This window comes from Streptomyces sp. NPDC020731, from assembly GCF_044334705.1.
Taxonomy (GTDB): domain Bacteria; phylum Actinomycetota; class Actinomycetes; order Streptomycetales; family Streptomycetaceae; genus Streptomyces.
Genome location: NZ_JBIRTN010000008.1, coordinates 104,220 through 119,592, shown reverse-complemented (window position 1 = coordinate 119,592; position 15,373 = coordinate 104,220). Strand labels below are relative to the sequence as shown.

14 protein-coding genes are annotated in these 15,373 nt (G+C 71.8%); 12 read left to right on the top strand and 2 right to left on the bottom strand.

Annotated elements, in window-relative coordinates; genetic code table 11:
- Window positions 1–247: 247 nt before the first annotated feature.
- Window positions 248–1,081: an HAD family phosphatase gene (locus ACH4VX_RS14395; RefSeq protein WP_217127976.1), complete on the bottom strand. Its 834-nt coding sequence runs from the start codon at window positions 1,079–1,081 to the stop codon at window positions 248–250.
- A 558-nt stretch (window positions 1,082–1,639) separates the two neighbouring features.
- Here ACH4VX_RS14395 and ssd point away from each other — a divergent pair.
- The 7 genes from ssd to ACH4VX_RS14360 all read left to right on the top strand — a co-directional run bounded on the left by ssd (window position 1,640) and on the right by ACH4VX_RS14360 (window position 6,734).
- A complete protein-coding gene (gene ssd / locus ACH4VX_RS14390; RefSeq protein WP_398367707.1) occupies window positions 1,640–2,767 on the top strand; it encodes a septum site-determining protein Ssd in 1,128 nt (375 codons plus the stop codon).
- Entirely contained in the window at window positions 2,764–3,969 is a 1,206-nt protein-coding gene (locus ACH4VX_RS14385) for a TadA family conjugal transfer-associated ATPase (RefSeq protein ID WP_398367706.1), read from the top strand. The genes ssd and ACH4VX_RS14385 overlap by 4 nt, the downstream gene beginning before the upstream one ends.
- A complete protein-coding gene (locus tag ACH4VX_RS14380) occupies window positions 3,966–4,838 on the top strand; it encodes a type II secretion system F family protein (protein WP_398367705.1) in 873 nt (290 codons plus the stop codon). Before ACH4VX_RS14385 ends, ACH4VX_RS14380 begins: the two co-directional genes overlap by 4 nt.
- Window positions 4,835–5,623 (top strand): type II secretion system F family protein, encoded by a 789-nt coding sequence (locus tag ACH4VX_RS14375; RefSeq protein ID WP_398367704.1) that lies wholly within the window; start codon window positions 4,835–4,837, stop codon window positions 5,621–5,623. The genes ACH4VX_RS14380 and ACH4VX_RS14375 overlap by 4 nt, the downstream gene beginning before the upstream one ends.
- A gap of 67 nt (window positions 5,624–5,690) precedes the next feature.
- Window positions 5,691–5,900, top strand: coding sequence for a DUF4244 domain-containing protein (locus tag ACH4VX_RS14370; protein ID WP_386019280.1), 210 nt, complete (start codon window positions 5,691–5,693; stop codon window positions 5,898–5,900).
- The gene (locus tag ACH4VX_RS14365) at window positions 5,887–6,267 is read left to right on the top strand and encodes a TadE family type IV pilus minor pilin (RefSeq protein ID WP_398367703.1); all 381 of its coding nucleotides are present in this window, start codon (window positions 5,887–5,889) and stop codon (window positions 6,265–6,267) included. Before ACH4VX_RS14370 ends, ACH4VX_RS14365 begins: the two co-directional genes overlap by 14 nt.
- Complete coding sequence (locus ACH4VX_RS14360) at window positions 6,264–6,734, top strand: Rv3654c family TadE-like protein (RefSeq protein ID WP_398367702.1); 471 nt, start codon at window positions 6,264–6,266, stop codon at window positions 6,732–6,734. The genes ACH4VX_RS14365 and ACH4VX_RS14360 overlap by 4 nt, the downstream gene beginning before the upstream one ends.
- Here the strand turns inward: ACH4VX_RS14360 and ACH4VX_RS14355 are convergent.
- Window positions 6,616–9,153 carry a DEAD/DEAH box helicase gene (locus ACH4VX_RS14355; RefSeq protein WP_398367701.1) on the bottom strand — a complete coding sequence of 846 codons (2,538 nt, stop codon included), beginning with the start codon at window positions 9,151–9,153 and terminating at the stop codon, window positions 6,616–6,618. The genes ACH4VX_RS14360 and ACH4VX_RS14355 overlap by 119 nt on opposite strands.
- 79 nt (window positions 9,154–9,232) lie before the next feature.
- On the opposite strand from ACH4VX_RS14355, the gene bldG reads away from it, so the two are divergent.
- From bldG to ACH4VX_RS14330, 5 genes are all read left to right on the top strand, one after another.
- On the top strand, window positions 9,233–9,574 hold the full coding sequence (gene bldG, locus ACH4VX_RS14350) for an anti-sigma factor antagonist BldG (RefSeq protein WP_003991900.1): 342 nt from the start codon (window positions 9,233–9,235) through the stop codon (window positions 9,572–9,574).
- Window positions 9,575–9,685: 111 nt separating this feature from the next.
- A complete protein-coding gene (locus ACH4VX_RS14345; RefSeq protein WP_398367700.1) occupies window positions 9,686–10,117 on the top strand; it encodes an ATP-binding protein in 432 nt (143 codons plus the stop codon).
- Window positions 10,118–10,436: 319 nt separating this feature from the next.
- Window positions 10,437–12,842, top strand: a complete 2,406-nt coding sequence (locus ACH4VX_RS14340; protein WP_398367699.1) for a sodium-translocating pyrophosphatase — start codon at window positions 10,437–10,439, stop codon at window positions 12,840–12,842.
- A 193-nt stretch (window positions 12,843–13,035) separates the two neighbouring features.
- The gene (locus ACH4VX_RS14335) at window positions 13,036–13,626 is read left to right on the top strand and encodes a small secreted protein (protein ID WP_398367698.1); all 591 of its coding nucleotides are present in this window, start codon (window positions 13,036–13,038) and stop codon (window positions 13,624–13,626) included.
- A gap of 48 nt (window positions 13,627–13,674) precedes the next feature.
- Entirely contained in the window at window positions 13,675–15,204 is a 1,530-nt protein-coding gene (locus ACH4VX_RS14330) for a methyltransferase (RefSeq protein WP_398367697.1), read from the top strand.
- Window positions 15,205–15,373 lie beyond the last annotated feature (169 nt).

Genomic DNA, 15,373 nt, shown 5'->3' with positions numbered 1-15,373 from the left:
CGTAATCGACGGGTCGACGTCGCGTGGGTTCTCGGTGTTCATACTCGGTCCGTGGGGCCACAAATGCGTCGGTGAAGGTGATCCTCGCGGATGTCCTTGGTCTCGCGGGCCGTTAAGTCCTTTGTACTCCGGGTTCGAAGCAAGCGGAAGTCCTCGCCCTGCTTCTTTACTTTTGGGATCAAAGCCGTCCGGAACGGGCGCCGACGGGGCGTTCGTGATCGGCGGGGGCGGCTCGCGCGGAAGGCGGTCAGGCCACCGTCGTGCGGCGTCGGCTCGCGTACCAGACGAGGCCCGCGGTGGCCGCCGCGGCGCCTATGGCGGCCGCCGCGACCAGGGCGGGGCGTGGTGGTACGGAGAAGGCGGGGAAGCGCTGCTTGAGCCGTACCGGCCGGTGGAAGTCGAGGATCGGCCACTCCCGTGCGAGGGCCTCCCGGCGCAGTGCGCGGTCCGGGTTCACGGCGTGCGGATGACCCACGGACTCCAGCATCGGCACATCGGTCACCGAGTCGCTGTAGGCGTAGCAGCGGGCCAGGTCGTAGCCCTCCGACTCGGCCAGTTCCCTGACCGCCTCGGCCTTGGTCGGGCCGTACGCGTAGTACTCCACCTCGCCGGTGAAGCACCCGTCGTCGCCGACGACCATACGGGTGGCCACCACCCGGTCCGCGCCGAGCAGTTCGCCGATCGGCTCGACCACCTCGGCGCCCGACGTGGACACGATCACGACGTCGCGTCCCGCGGTGTGGTGCTGCTCGATGAGGGTGGCGGCCTCGTCGTAGATGATCGGGTCGATCAGATCGTGCAGCGTCTCGGCGACGATCTCCTTGACCTGCTGGACGTTCCAGCCGCGGCACAGTGCGGACAGGTACTTGCGCATCCGCTCCATCTGGTCGTGATCGGCGCCGCCGGCCAGGAACACGAACTGGGAGTACGCGGTGCGCAGGACAGCCCTGCGGTTGATCAGGCCGCCTTGATAGAACGACTTGCTGAAGGTGAGCGTGCTCGACTTCGCAATGACCGTCTTGTCCAGGTCAAAGAAGGCGGCTGTGCGGGGCATCGAGTGGTTTTCCACGTCCTTGAGCATAGGCGCAGCCCATTCGGCGTAAGGTGGGGCGTGTGGGTTTGCCTGAGAGGGCTCTCGGGTACACCATGGAAGTCACGGATCGTTCGCGACCGTGCTAACCCGGTCCGACTCCTCCCCCCCCGAGTCGGCCGTGGGGACGACCCCCGCTCTCCCCCCCGGCGGGGGTCGTCGCATGTCCGGGTGGGTTTTCCTCATTCTCCTCGCGGTTGGCGCACCTTGCCGGTGCCACGCGTATCGCTGTCTGTCATGCACCTGACTGGTTACCCCCGGTAGTCGTCGGACTGCTCTACGGACGTCGCACAGGAGGTGCGCGGGACTCGCCGGTATGGGTGACCGCGATATTCACAGGCGTCGACTCGTCCACAGTTTTCGACCAAGATCCACACGTTTTTCCGGATCGCTGCACTGTGATTCCGACGCGCCCGCTCGCCGTGAGTTCGCACCCGGTCCCGTTTGTCGGGTCGCGTACGGCCGGTTTCCGCCGGCCGTTCAAAGAAGAACCGCTTGCGGGTTCTTCACACGTCTGGGAATCGCGGGGCCGCAGGGGCCGCGCGAGAGATGCAGCAAAGGGGGACGAACGTGTCCGGAACCATCACCCACGATCCGCCACCGGCCACCGGAGGAGGCCGACCGGGCGCACCGCTGATCGTCACCGAGGACGCCGGGCTCCTCGACGACCTGCTGCGCCTGTGCGCGGCGGCCGGTGTCACGCCGGAAGTCCATCACACGGCCCCGGAACCACGGGGCAGCTGGGAGGCCGCACCGCTCGTCCTGGTCGGGGACGACGCCGCGCGACGGGTGCGCGGGGCGGCGCGCCGGCCGGGAGTGGTGCTGGTCGGCCGTGACCAGGACGATCCCGGGGTCTGGCGGCGGGCCGTCGAGATCGGTGCCGACCACGTCCTGATGCTGCCCGACGGTGAGCAGTGGCTGGTCGACCGTATCGCCGACGTGGCCGAGGGCGTCGGACGGCCCGCCCTGACCGTCGGCGTCATCGGCGGCCGGGGCGGCGCCGGAGCGTCCACACTCGCGTGCGCGCTCGCCGTCACCTCCGCGCGTGAGGGACTGCGCACCCTCCTGGTGGACGCCGATCCGCTGGGTGGCGGACTCGACGTGGCCCTCGGGGGCGAGACGGCCAAAGGACTGCGCTGGCCCGCGTTCGCCGCGTCGCACGGCCGGGTCGGCGGCGGCGCCCTGGAGGAGTCACTACCGGAACTGCACTCGCTGCGGGTGCTCAGCTGGGACCGCGGCGACTGTCTCGCCGTACCGCCCCGGGCCGTACGCGCGGTGCTCGCCGCGGCGCGACGCGGGGGCGGCACCGTCGTGGTCGACCTGCCGCGCCGCGTCGACGACGGGGTCGCCGAGGTCCTCGCCCAACTCGACCTCGGGCTCCTCGTGGTCCCCGCGGAACTGCGCGCCGTCGCGGCGGCGGGCCGCGTCGCCTCCGCCGTGGGCATGGTCCTGCGCGATCTGCGGGTGGCGGTGCGCGGGCCGTACGCACCGGGACTGGACGACCGTGAGGTGGCCCGGCTGCTCGGGCTGCCCCTCGCCGGAGACGTACCCGTCGAGCCCGCCCTGGGACGCCCGTACGAGGCGGGCCGGCCGCCCGGGGCCTCGGGCCGGGGTCCGCTGGCCCGCTTCTGCAAGGAGTTCTGGGAGCGGGCACTGGTGGAGGCGAGGGCGGCATGAGGAGGCCGGTGACGAGCGCAGCGGTCATGCCTCCCGGTCTGCTCGACGGGGTGCGGCGGTGGCTGGCCGAGAGCGGTGCCGAGCCGACGCCCGCGCGCGTGGCGCAGGCGCTGCGGGACCAGGGGCGGGTGCTCGGTGACGCCGAAGTGCTCGGAGCGGCCGAGCAGCTGCGGTCCGAGCTGGTCGGCAGCGGGCCGCTGGAACGGCTCCTGTCCGAGCCTTCGGTGACCGACGTGCTGGTGTCGGCACCGGACCGGGTCTGGGTGGACCGGGGCGGAGGGCTGGAACTGACCGAGGTGGTCTTCCCCGACGAGACGGCCGTCCGGCGCCTCGCCCAGCGGCTCGCCGCCGTGGCCGGCCGACGCCTGGACGACGCCCGGCCCTGGGTCGACGCGCGGCTGCCCGACGGGACCAGACTGCACGCGGTGCTGCCCCCGGTGGCCGTCGGCTGTACCTGCCTGTCGCTACGGGTCGTACGACCGCGCGCCTTCACCCTCGACGAACTCGTGGCGGCCGGGACGGTCCCGCCGGGCGGGGACCGCGTGCTGCGGGCACTGCTGGACGCGCGGCTGTCGTTCCTCGTCAGCGGGGGGACCGGCAGCGGCAAGACGACCTTGCTGAGCGCGCTGCTGGGGCTGGTCGGGCCGGACGAGCGCATGGTCCTGGCCGAGGACTCGGCGGAACTGCGGCCCGATCATCCGCACGTCGTGCGTCTGGAGACCAGACCCGCCAACCAGGAGGGCGCGGGCCTCGTCACTCTCGAGGACCTGGTGCGGCAGGCGCTGCGAATGCGGCCGGACCGGCTGATCGTCGGTGAGGTGCGCGGCCCGGAGGTGGTCCATCTGCTGGCCGCCCTCAACACGGGCCACGACGGCTCGGGAACGGTCCATGCCAACGCCGCCACCGACGTACCGGCCCGGCTGGAGGCACTCGGTACGGCCGCCGGACTCGACCGGTTCGCCCTGCACAGCCAGGTGGCGGCCGCCCTCTCGGTGGTGCTGCACCTCGTACGCGACCGGAGCGGGCGGCGACGGATCGCGGAGGTGCATGTGCTGGAACGGGACCAGTCGGGGCTGGTACGGACGGTGCCGGCGCTGCGGTGGGGCCCGCAGGCCTTCACCCGGGAGCGGGGATGGCAGCGCCTGCGGGAGCTGCTCCGGAACGCGGACGCCGATGGACCGGGCGAGGGGGTCGGGGGATGAGTGGGATGACCGAGGTGTCGACGGGAGCGGCCTTGGTGTGCCTGGGGACCGCGGCCTGGCTGTTGGGCGGTGGGCATGCCGGGGCCGGGCGGGCGCGACTGCTGGCCGGCGGAGGCGCGGTGGGCAGCGGACCGCCGGGATGGCCCCGGATGACCCGAGCGTGGGAACGGATGCGCGGGCGGCTGCGGGCCGAGTGGTGGTCGTTGGCCGTCGGACTGGTTCCGGCGGTGCTGGGTGCGTCGCTGCTGCCGGTCGTCGCGGGGGCGGCCGGGGTGCTTTTGCTGCGGCGGGTGCGGCGGGCCGCCGGGGAACGCCGGGCGGGGGAGGGCCGCGGCGATGCGGTGATCGCGTTGTGCGGGGCGCTCGCCGGGGAGGTGCGCGCCGGGCGGCAGCCGGGTGAGGCGCTGCTGTCGGCCGCGCGGGACTCCGGCGGGCTCGGTGACATGCAGGCGACGGTGCTGGCGGCGGCGCGCTTCGGCGGGGACGTCCCGAAGGTGCTCGCGGAGGCGGCACGGCAGCCGGGTGCCGAAGGGCTGCGGGGACTTGCCGCGTGCTGGCGGGTGGCGGTGGACCAGGGAGCCGGGCTCGCGGCCGGGCTCGACCGGCTGGAAGCGGCGCTGTCGGCCGCACGGGACCAGCGGGCCGACCTGCGCGCCCAGTTGGCCGGCGCCCGCGCGACGGCGGTGCTGCTCGCCGGGCTCCCGGTCGTGGGCCTGGGGCTCGGTACGGCTCTCGGCGCCGGCCCGCTGCACATCCTGCTGCACACACCGTCGGGACTGGTCTGTCTGGCGGTCGGCGGGGTGCTGGAGGGCCTGGGGCTGTGGTGGGCACTGCGGATCATGCGGGGCGCCGAGGAGGAGACGGCATGAGCGGAGACCTTGTCCACAGGCTGGGGGTGGCGGTGGGGACGGTGTCCGCACTCGCCTGGCTGGCGGGGTGGTGGGCCCGCACGCGGCGCGGACGGAGGGCACGGCGACGACTGGCCGAGGTGCTGGCCCTGGAACGGACGGTGACTGCCTCGCACCTCGGACTGCTGCGTGCAGCGCGGAGTTGGCTGCCGTACGCGGGCGTGGCGGGTGCCGGGTGGGTGCTGGTGGGCGGTCCCGCCGGAGCGGTGGCGGGACCGGCCGTCGCGGCCGGACTGTGGTGGTGGCGCCTGCGGCGGACGGCGGCCGCTCCACACACGCGGGAGTCCGACACCGCCGGGGCGGAACATCAACTGCCGCTCGCCGCCGATCTGCTGTCCGCCTGCATCGCGGCGGGCGCCGGACCGGTACTCGCCGCGCAGGCCGTCGGAGAGACCTTGGGCGGGCCGGTCGGAGAGGCGCTGGCGCGGGGTGCGGCGGAGGTACGGCTCGGCGGTGAACCGGCCGCGGCCTGGGGCCGGCTGGCGTCGGTACCGGGTGCCCGGCCCCTGGCCCGGCTGCTGGAGCGGGCCGATGTGTCCGGACTTCCCCTGGCCGCTCCCATGGCCCGGTTCGCCGCCGAGGCCCGCGCGGAGTGGACCCGCGCAGCGACGGCACGGGCCCGGCGGGCGGCCGTCATGGTCAGCGCGCCGGTAGGGCTGTGCTTCCTGCCCGCGTTCATCGCGGTCGGAGTGCTGCCCGTGGTGATCGGGCTCGCGGGCGGGGTGCTGGGAGGGGGTGGGGCCTGACGGGAGACGACCGGCGGAAGCGACAAGAACCACAAGATCAATGCGACTTCTCCATACGGGGGTTGAGATGTATCAGGCGGTACGGGCACGACTGCGTGCCCTGGTGTGCAAGGTGCGTACGGCACGGAGGGACGCCGGAATGGTGACTTCGGAGTACGCGATGGGCATCGTGGCGGCGGTGGCGTTCTCCGTCGTGCTCTACAAGGTGGTCACCAGCGGACCGGTCGGCACGGCGCTGCGGAACATCGTGCAGCAGGCGCTCGATGGCCGGATGTGAGCGGCGTGCGGACCGCGGGTTCGTGACGGCGGAGTCGGCCATGGTGCTGCCCGTGCTGGTGATGTTCGCGACGACGCTGGTCTGGGGCCTGCTGGTGGTGGCGGCGCAGATCCAGTGTGTGGACGCGGCGCGCGCGGGCGCCCGCGCGGCGGCCCGGCAGGATCCCCCTGATGCCGTCGTAGAGGTGACCCGCGCGGCGGCACCGCCCGGCGCGAGAGTCACGGTGAACCGGGAGACCGAGCAGGTCCGGGTGGTCGTCGAGGCCAGGCTCCCGGTCCTGCACGGGCTGCCCTTCGACCTACGGGAGGAGGCCGTCGCCGCGGTGGAGGAGACGGCGGTGGAGGAGACGGTGGGGGCGGCGACGTGAGGGCCCGGTTCCGGGAGCGGCGGCCGACAGGCGGCCGACGGCGCGCGCGGTGTTCCGACCGGGGGTCGGCGACCGTCTGGAGCGTCGGTGCGATCGCCGTGCTGTGTGTGGTGTTCGGCGTCGTCCTCGCCCTGGGACACGCCGTCGTGGTCCGGCACCGGGCGGCCGGCGGCGCGGATCTGGTGGCGCTCGCGGCGGCGGACCACTGGACGGAGGGCGGTGCGGCGGCCTGCGCCCGGGCGGACCGGGTGGCCCGGGCGCAGGGCACGCGGCTCGTACGGTGCGTGGTCACCGGCGAGGTGTCGGACGTGTCGGTGGCGTCGGGCCGGGGGCCGTTCGGGGTGGAGATCAGGGCCAGGGCAGGCCCTGCCGGCCCGGCGGGACCTCCACTCCGGGCACCGGCCCCGGCTGGGCCCCGGCAGCATCGTCCGGCTTCTCCACCGGTGCGCCCTCCAGCAGCACCGTGAGCAGTCGGACCGCGCCCCGCTTGTGCAGAGGATCGTTGCCGTTGCCGCATTTGGGGGACTGGATGCAGGAGGGGCAGCCGGCGTCGCACTCGCAGGAGGCGATGGCCTGGCGGGTGGCGGTGAGCCAGGCGCGGGCGGTGTGGAAGGCGCGTTCCGCGAAGCCCGCGCCGCCCGGGTGGCCGTCGTGGACGAAGACCGTGGGCAGCAGCGTGTCGGGGTGCAGCGGGATCGAGACACCGCCGATGTCCCAGCGGTCGCAGGTCGCGAAGAGCGGCAGCATGCCGATCGAGGCGTGCTCGGCGGCGTGCAGCGCACCGCCGAGGATTTCCGGGTTGATCCGGGCCCGGTCCAGCTGGTCCTCGGTGACCGTCCACCACACCGCGCGGGTGCGCAGCGTACGAGGAGGGAGGTCGAGCTTCGTCTCACCCAGCACTTCGCCGGTGATGACCCGCCGGCGCAGGAAGGAGACCACTTGGTTGGTGACTTCGACGGAGCCGTAGCACAGGCGGCCGTCGCCCCACGGGATCTCGGCGTCCGTCTCCAGTACGGAGATCGACGTCGTGTCCCGGGCCACCGTCGTGTACGTCGGGGTCGCCCGCTCGACCAGGGCGACGGAGTCCTCCAGGTCGAGCGAGCGGACGAGATACGTCAGGCCCTGGTGCAGGTGGACCGCGCCCTCGTGGACGCTTGTGTGCGCCGCGCCCGCGTCGACCGTGCCGAGCAGCCTCCCCGTACCGGCCTCGACGACCTGGACCGGCCGGCCGCCCTGCCCCCGGATGTCGGTCAGGTCGGCGGCCCGCTCCCGGCGGGTCCAGTACCAGGCCCTGGTCCGCCGGCGCAGCAGCTTCGCGGCCTCCAGTTGCGGGAGCAGGTCCTCGGTGGCCGGGCCGAACAGGTCCAGGTCCTCCTCGGTCAACGGCAGTTCCTCGGCCGCCGCGCACAGGTGCGGGGCGAGCACGTAAGGGTTGTCGGGGTCGAGGACGGTGGACTCCACGGGCCGGTCGAAGAGGGCCTCGGGGTGGTGGACGAGGAAGGTGTCCAGGGGGTCGTCGCGGGCGACCAGGACGGCGAGGGCGCCCTGCCCGGACCGTCCCGCGCGCCCTGCCTGCTGCCACAGGGAGGCCCGGGTGCCCGGGTAACCGGCGATCACCACGGCGTCCAGACCGGAGATGTCCACGCCGAGTTCGAGGGCGTTCGTCGCGGCGAGGCCGAGCAGTTCGCCGGAGTGCAGGGCGCGCTCGAGGGCGCGGCGCTCCTCGGGGAGATAGCCGCCCCGGTATGCCGCGACACGCCGGGCCAGCGAGCGGTCGACCTCGCCGAGGCGCTCCTGGGCGATCACGGAGATCAGCTCGGCGCCGCGCCGGGAGCGTACGAAGGTGACCGAGCGGATGCCCTGCACGGTGAGGTCGGTCAGCAGGTCGGCGGCCTCGGCGGTGGCCGTACGGCGGACCGGTGCACCCTTCTCGCCGTGCAGCTCGGTCAGCGGCGGCTCCCAGAGGGCGAACACCAGTTCACCGCGTGGTGAGGCGTCGTCGGCCACCTCCACCACCGGCAGGCCGGTGAGGCGGCGTGCGGCGACCGCGGGCTCGGCGACGGTCGCGGAGGCCAGCAGGAACACGGGCGAGGCGCCGTAGCGGGCGCACAGGCGGCGCAGCCGGCGCAGCACCTGGGCGACGTGCGAGCCGAACACCCCCCGGTAGGTGTGGCACTCGTCGATGACGACGTACTTCAGCGACTTCAGGAAGGAGGACCAGCGGGAGTGGGACGGCAGGATGCCCCGGTGCAGCATGTCCGGGTTGGTCAGCACGTAGTTGGCGTACTGGCGGATCCACTCGCGTTCCTCGAACGGCGTGTCGCCGTCGTGGACCGCCGCGCGCACCGAATGGCCCAGTGGTTGTGAAAGTTCCTTCACGGATCGGCACTGGTCCGCCGCGAGGGCTTTCGTGGGGGCGAGGTACAGAGCGGTCGCGCCGCGGCCGTTCGGGGCCTCCGCGCCGTCCAGGAGTGCGGACAGGACGGGCAGGAGGTACGCCAGGGACTTGCCGGACGCGGTGCCGGTGGCGACCACGACGGACTCGCCGTCCAGGGCGTGCTCGGCGGCGCGTGCCTGGTGGGCCCAGGGGTGTTCGATGCCCGCGGCCTGCACGGCGGCCAGGACCTCCGGACGGATCCGGTCCGGCCAGACGGCATGACGGCCCTCGCGCGGGGGCAAGTGCTCCGTATGAGTGATGCGCGAAGCCCGGCTCGGTCCGGACGCGAGCCGGCCCAGGACCGCGCCCGGGGCGGGCCCGGACGGGAGGTCCGTCGGGGGTCGATCGGATCGGTGATTCTTGGCCATCGGCACCGAGTGTGTCACTGGCGTGACGGACAATGGGGCCAAGGCGTCGTGCACGCCTGCCGGTAAGTGATTGAATGCCATCGCGGCTGGCGAACCGTCCCGGGGGCTGAGCCGAGATGCCCCAAGGGCGACCGCTCGATAGCTAGGTGCTGGAGGATCCGTGGACCTGTCCCTGTCGACCGAGACCATGGGCGATCGCACGATCGTCAGGGTCGGTGGCGAAATCGACGTATATACCGCGCCCAAGCTGCGCGAGCAGTTGGTCGAGCTGGTGAACGACGGCAGTTTCCACCTTGTCGTCGACATGGAGGGCGTGGACTTCCTCGACTCCACCGGACTCGGCGTACTGGTCGGCGGCTTGAAGCGCGTCCGTGCCCATGAGGGCTCACTGCGCCTGGTCTGCAACCAGGAGCGTATTCTCAAGATCTTCCGTATTACCGGTCTCACCAAGGTGTTCCCGATCCACACCTCGGTCGAGGAAGCGGTGGCGGCCACCGACTGACCACCCCGTTCCCGGGCCGCGTGCCCGGGCGGCGGAAGAGAACCAAGAGGAGGGCCGGGCTTTTGGCGGCCCGGCCTCTCCACAGCACGCCCGTAGTCGCGAGGGGGATGCATGGCCACCGTCGAACTTCGCTTCAGCGCGCTGCCCGAACACGTCAGGACCGCCCGGCTCGTGGCGGCGGCGGTGGCGCGCAGGGCCGGAGTGGACGAGGCCGTCCTCGACGAGGTCAGACTCGCCGTGGGTGAGGCGTGCAGCCGAGCTGTGGGGCTGCACCGGATCGGCGGTATCTCGGCACCTGTGAAGGTGCTGCTGATCGAGGAGGAGAAGCAGTTCTCCATCGAGGTCGGCGACGAGGCGCCTCATGCGGTGCCCGGCGAGCGGGTGCCCGGCGAGGTGCCGGGCGACGCGGAGACCGAGGAGGACGAGATGGGCCTCGCGGTCATCAGTGGACTCGTCGACGACGTCGAGGTCAGCGCGGGGGAGCACGGCGGATCGATCCGCATGAGGTGGCCCACCGTGCCACCGGCCGCCCTCCTCGCCTGACCGCTTCACCCGGACGCCGACCGTTTTTCCGAAGGGCCCCCTCGTGGGGCCCTTCGTCATGTGCGGGTGTCAGTGCCCGCGCTTACAGTGGTCTCGTGCGGTTGATCGCGTGAATTCGTTCACGACCTGCCGTGCCATGGAAATGCGATCACGTGAATGCCCCGAAGGCATTACTGATTTCCGATCACAGGCCGTCCGGCGATCATTGGAGAAGAGTGCGTGCAGGACATTTACATTTCGCGCGCCCTGTTTTGATCAGCTTCCGGTACCTACAATCCCGTCCACATCTTGAGCTCAGCCCAAGCGTCAAGGAGGACGAATGGCGGGGCTTTCCAACACACAAGAGTCGGGCCAATCCACATCCCTCGCAGCTGCCGTGCTGACCGACGAGAACCGCCTGCTCGTGGTGGTCATCGGCGTGGTCGCGCTGGCGGCGCTGGTGGTCGCGGGAGTCCTGGTGCGCCAGGTTCTCTCGGCCGGCGAGGGCACCGACAGCATGAAGAAGATCGCGGCAGCGGTCCAGGAGGGCGCGAACGCCTATCTGGCCCGTCAGCTGCGCACCCTAGGCGTATTCGCCGTGATCGTGTTCTTCCTGCTCATGCTGCTGCCCGCGGACGACTGGAATCAGCGTGCCGGACGGTCGGTGTTCTTCTTGATCGGAGCGGCGTTCTCGGCGGCCACCGGATATATCGGTATGTGGCTCGCCGTGCGCAGCAATGTGCGGGTCGCTGCGGCGGCGCGCGAAGCGACTCCGGCGGAGGGTGAGCCGGAAAGGGATCTCACCGCCGTCTCGCACAAAGCGATGAAGATCGCTTTTCGTACGGGCGGTGTCGTCGGCATGTTCACCGTCGGCCTGGGCCTGCTGGGCGCCTCCTGTGTGGTGCTGGTGTACGCGGCCGATGCCCCGAAGGTGCTCGAGGGGTTCGGTCTCGGGGCCGCGCTGATCGCGATGTTCATGCGGGTCGGCGGCGGCATCTTCACCAAGGCCGCCGACGTCGGCGCCGACCTGGTCGGCAAGGTCGAGCAGGGCATTCCGGAGGACGATCCGCGCAATGCCGCGACCATCGCCGACAACGTGGGCGACAACGTCGGCGACTGCGCGGGCATGGCGGCCGACCTGTTCGAGTCGTATGCCGTGACCCTGGTGGCCGCGCTGATCCTGGGCTCGGCGGCGTTCGGCGACGCCGGGCTCGCCTTCCCGCTGCTGGTGCCCGCCATCGGTGTTCTCACCGCGATGGCCGGCATCTTCGCGGTGGCCCCGAGACGCGCCGACCGCAGCGGCATGAGCGCGATCAACCGGGGGTTCTTCATCTCCGCGCTGATCTCGCTCGTCCTGGTCGCGATCGCGGTGTTCATCTATCTGCCGTCGTCGTACGGCGATCTCGACGGCGTCACCGACGAGGCGATCCTGGGCAGGGACGGCGACCCGCGGGTCCTCGCGTTCGTCGCGGTGGCCATCGGCATCGTGCTCGCGGCCCTCATCCAGCAGCTCACCGGCTACTTCACCGAGACGACCCGGCGTCCCGTGCGGGACATCGGCAAGAGTTCGCTCACCGGGCCGGCCACCGTCGTCCTCGCCGGTGTCTCCCTCGGCCTCGAGTCCGCCGTCTACACCGGCCTGTTGATCGGCCTCGGCGTGTACGGGGCGTTCCTGCTCGGCGGTACGTCGATCATGCTGGCGTTGTTCGCGGTGGCGCTGGCCGGCACCGGGCTGCTCACCACGGTCGGTGTGATCGTCGCGATGGACACCTTCGGCCCGGTCTCCGACAACGCGCAGGGCATCGCCGAGATGTCCGGCGACGTCCAGGGCGCGGGCGCCCAGGTGCTCACCGACCTGGACGCGGTCGGCAACACCACCAAGGCCATCACCAAGGGCATCGCGATCGCCACGGCCGTGCTGGCGGCGGCGGCGCTGTTCGGCTCGTACCGGGACGCCATCACCACCGGCGCGCGGGACGTGGGTGAGAAGCTCAGCGGTGAGGGCGCGCCGATGAGCCTGATGATGGACATCTCCCAGCCCAACAACCTCGTCGGTCTGATCGCGGGCGCGGCGGTCGTCTTCCTCTTCTCGGGGCTGGCGATCAACGCGGTGTCGCGGTCGGCGGGTTCGGTGGTCTACGAGGTACGGCGGCAGTTCCGCGAGAAACCCGGGATCATGGACTACAGCGAGGAGCCGGAGTACGGCAAGGTCGTCGACATCTGCACCAAGGACGCCCTGCGCGAGCTCGCCACGCCCGGACTGCTCGCCGTGATGGCGCCCGTCTTCATCGGGTTCACGCTCGGCGTCGGTGCCCTGGGCGCCTTCCTCGCGGGCGCGATCGGCGCGGGCACCCTGATGGCGGTGTTCCTCGCCAACTCCGGTGGCGCCTGGGACAACGCGAAGAAACTCGTCGAGGACGGCCATCACGGCGGCAAGGGCAGCGAGGCCCATGCGGCCACCGTCATCGGCGATACCGTCGGCGACCCCTTCAAGGACACCGCGGGACCCGCGATCAACCCCCTGCTGAAGGTGATGAACCTGGTGGCGCTGCTCATCGCGCCCGCGGTCATCAAGTTCTCCTACGGCGCGGACAAGAGTGTCGGGATGAGGGTGCTCATCGCGGCCCTGGCGCTGCTCGTGATAGTCGGCGCGGTGTACGTGTCCAAGCGGCGCGGCATCGCGGTGGAGGACGAGGACGATCCCGAGCCGGAGCCCAAGTCGGCCGATCCGGCGGTGGTTTCCTAGAACCGGACGGCGGACACCGGATCAAGGTGCGGGCGGGCGGCGTGTTTTGACGCGCCGCCCGCCCTCTCCCGGCGTGCGGGGCCCATGCCGTGAGCCTTCTCTCGCATGGTGCAAATGGCTTCAAAAGTCCCTTACCGGATGTTCGACGGGTGGGTGTAGGCCATCCGGCGTGTATGTTCCGGGGCCGAAGGCCATGGAAGGGACCAATCCGGTGAACAAGAAGCTCGCGGCCGCACTGTCCGGCGGTGCGGTACTGGTACTGGCGCTGACGGGATGCGGCGGCGACGACGACAACGAGAAGCTGGACGCCTGGGCGAAGCAGGTCTGCGACGCGGTGCAGCCGCAGGCCGCGAAGATCAAATCGGCCAACGCCGCGATCCAGAAGGAGACCTCGGACAACAGCACGCCGGAGGAGGTCCAGAAGGCCGACTCGAAGGCCTTCCAGGACATGTCCGACGCCTACAAGGCGATCGGCGCCGCCGTGAACAAGGCCGGGGCGCCGGACGTCGAGGACGGGGAGAAGAAGCAGACGGACGCGGTCAAGGAGCTCAACGGCATCTCCGCGTCGTACGCCTCGCTGAAGAAGCAGGTCGACGGCCTCGACACGGACGACCAGGCGGAGTTCGCCGACGGTCTGAAGGACATCGCCGCCGAGCTGGACAAGCTCGGCAAGAGCGGCAGCGACGCCCTCAGCGCGCTGGAGGAGGGCGAGGTCGGCGAGGCGATGTCCCGGCAGCCCAGCTGTCAGACGGCCACCGCGACGGCGGAGGCCACCAAGAGCTGACGCCGTGCCGACGGCCACGGGACGCGCCGGGTGGGGGCGGCGGCCACAATGGAGGGCGTGAGTGACGCCAGCCTGCCGCCCCTGCCCTCGTCCGACCGCCCCGAAGCCGCCGCCCGGCTGCGGGACGCACTGCTCGGAGCCTCCTTCACCGCCGACGGACTGCTCGAACTGCTCGGCGCCCCCGCCTATACGGCGCTGGCCCGCAGCGAGACCGTGCCCGCCCTGAGGGCCACCCGCGGGAACACGCCGCTGGAGATGCTCGTACGGCTGTTCCTGCTGCAGCAGCCCGTGCCGCACGCGCGTATGGCGGACGTACTGCCCGTCGACGTCTGCCTGGAGAGCGGATGGCTGACGCGCGCCGGCGCGGACGAACTCACCGCGACCGTGGACGTACGGCCGTACGGCGGGCCGGGCGGCGAGGACTGGTTCATCGTGTCCGACCTCGGGTGCGCGGTCGGCGGCGCCGGGGGCATCGGCAGCCGCGACGAGGGTGTCGTGCTCGGCGTCGGCGGGGCGTCCACGACCCTGACCGGCATCACCGTCCGTACGCCCGTGGCCTCCGCGCTCGACCTCGGCACCGGCTCCGGCATCCAGGCACTGCACGCCGCCCGGCACGCCACGCGCGTGACGGCCACCGACGTCAACCCGCGCGCCCTGCACATCACCGCGCTCACCCTGGCCCTCTCCGGGGTCCCGGCCGCCGACCTGCGCGAGGGCTCGCTGTTCACGCCCGTCCGGGACGACGAGACGTACGACCTGATCGTGTCCAACCCGCCCTTCGTGATCTCGCCGGGCGCCCGGCTCACCTACCGCGACGGCGGGATGGGCGGGGACGATCTGTGCCGCACGATCGTTCAGGAGGCGGGGGAACGGCTGAACGAGGGCGGGTTCGCGCAGTTCCTCGCCAACTGGCAGCACGTCGAGGGGGAGGACTGGCAGGACAGACTCAGGTCATGGGTGCCTCGCGGGTGCGACGCCTGGATCGTGCAGCGCGAGGTGCAGGACGTCACCCAGTACGCCGAGCTGTGGCTGAGGGACGCGGGCGACCACCGCGGTGACCGAGCCGAATACCGGGCGCGGTACGACGCGTGGCTGGACGAGTTCGAGGCGCGCAAGGTGAAGGCGGTCGGCTTCGGCTGGATCACCCTGCGCAAGTCGGGCTCCGCCGTGTCGTCGGTCACGGTGGAGGAGTGGCCGCACCCGGTCGAACAGCCGCTCGGCGAGACGGTCCGGGCGCACTTCGACCGGCTCGACTATCTGCGGACGCACGACGACGCGGCGCTCCTCGAAGCGCGCTTCACGCTGGCCGCCGAGGTGGTGCAGGAGCAGGTCGGGCTGCCCGGTGCCGAGGACCCGGAGCACGTCGTGCTGCGGCAGAACCGCGGGATGCGCCGGGCCACCAAGGTGGACACGATCGGCGCGGGCTTCGCGGGCGTGTGCGACGGCACCATGGGCGCGGGCCGGATCCTGGACGCCATCGCCCAGCTCCTCGGCGAGGACCCCGTGCTGCTGCGCGACCGCACGCCGGCCCAGATCCGGCTGCTCGTGGAGCAGGGATTCCTGGAGCCCGTCGGCTGACAAGAGCGGCGGCGCTCTCGCGGGCGCCTCGGCGGGCCGGCCCTCATGAGTCACGTCACTGCCCTGTGTCGCATCCTTCACGCCGGCCACAGCCGCCGTCCCGGCCCTTTCACGTCGATCCGGAATTTCCGTGAAAGGGCCCCGGGCCGTTTCACGGACACTTGCTCCG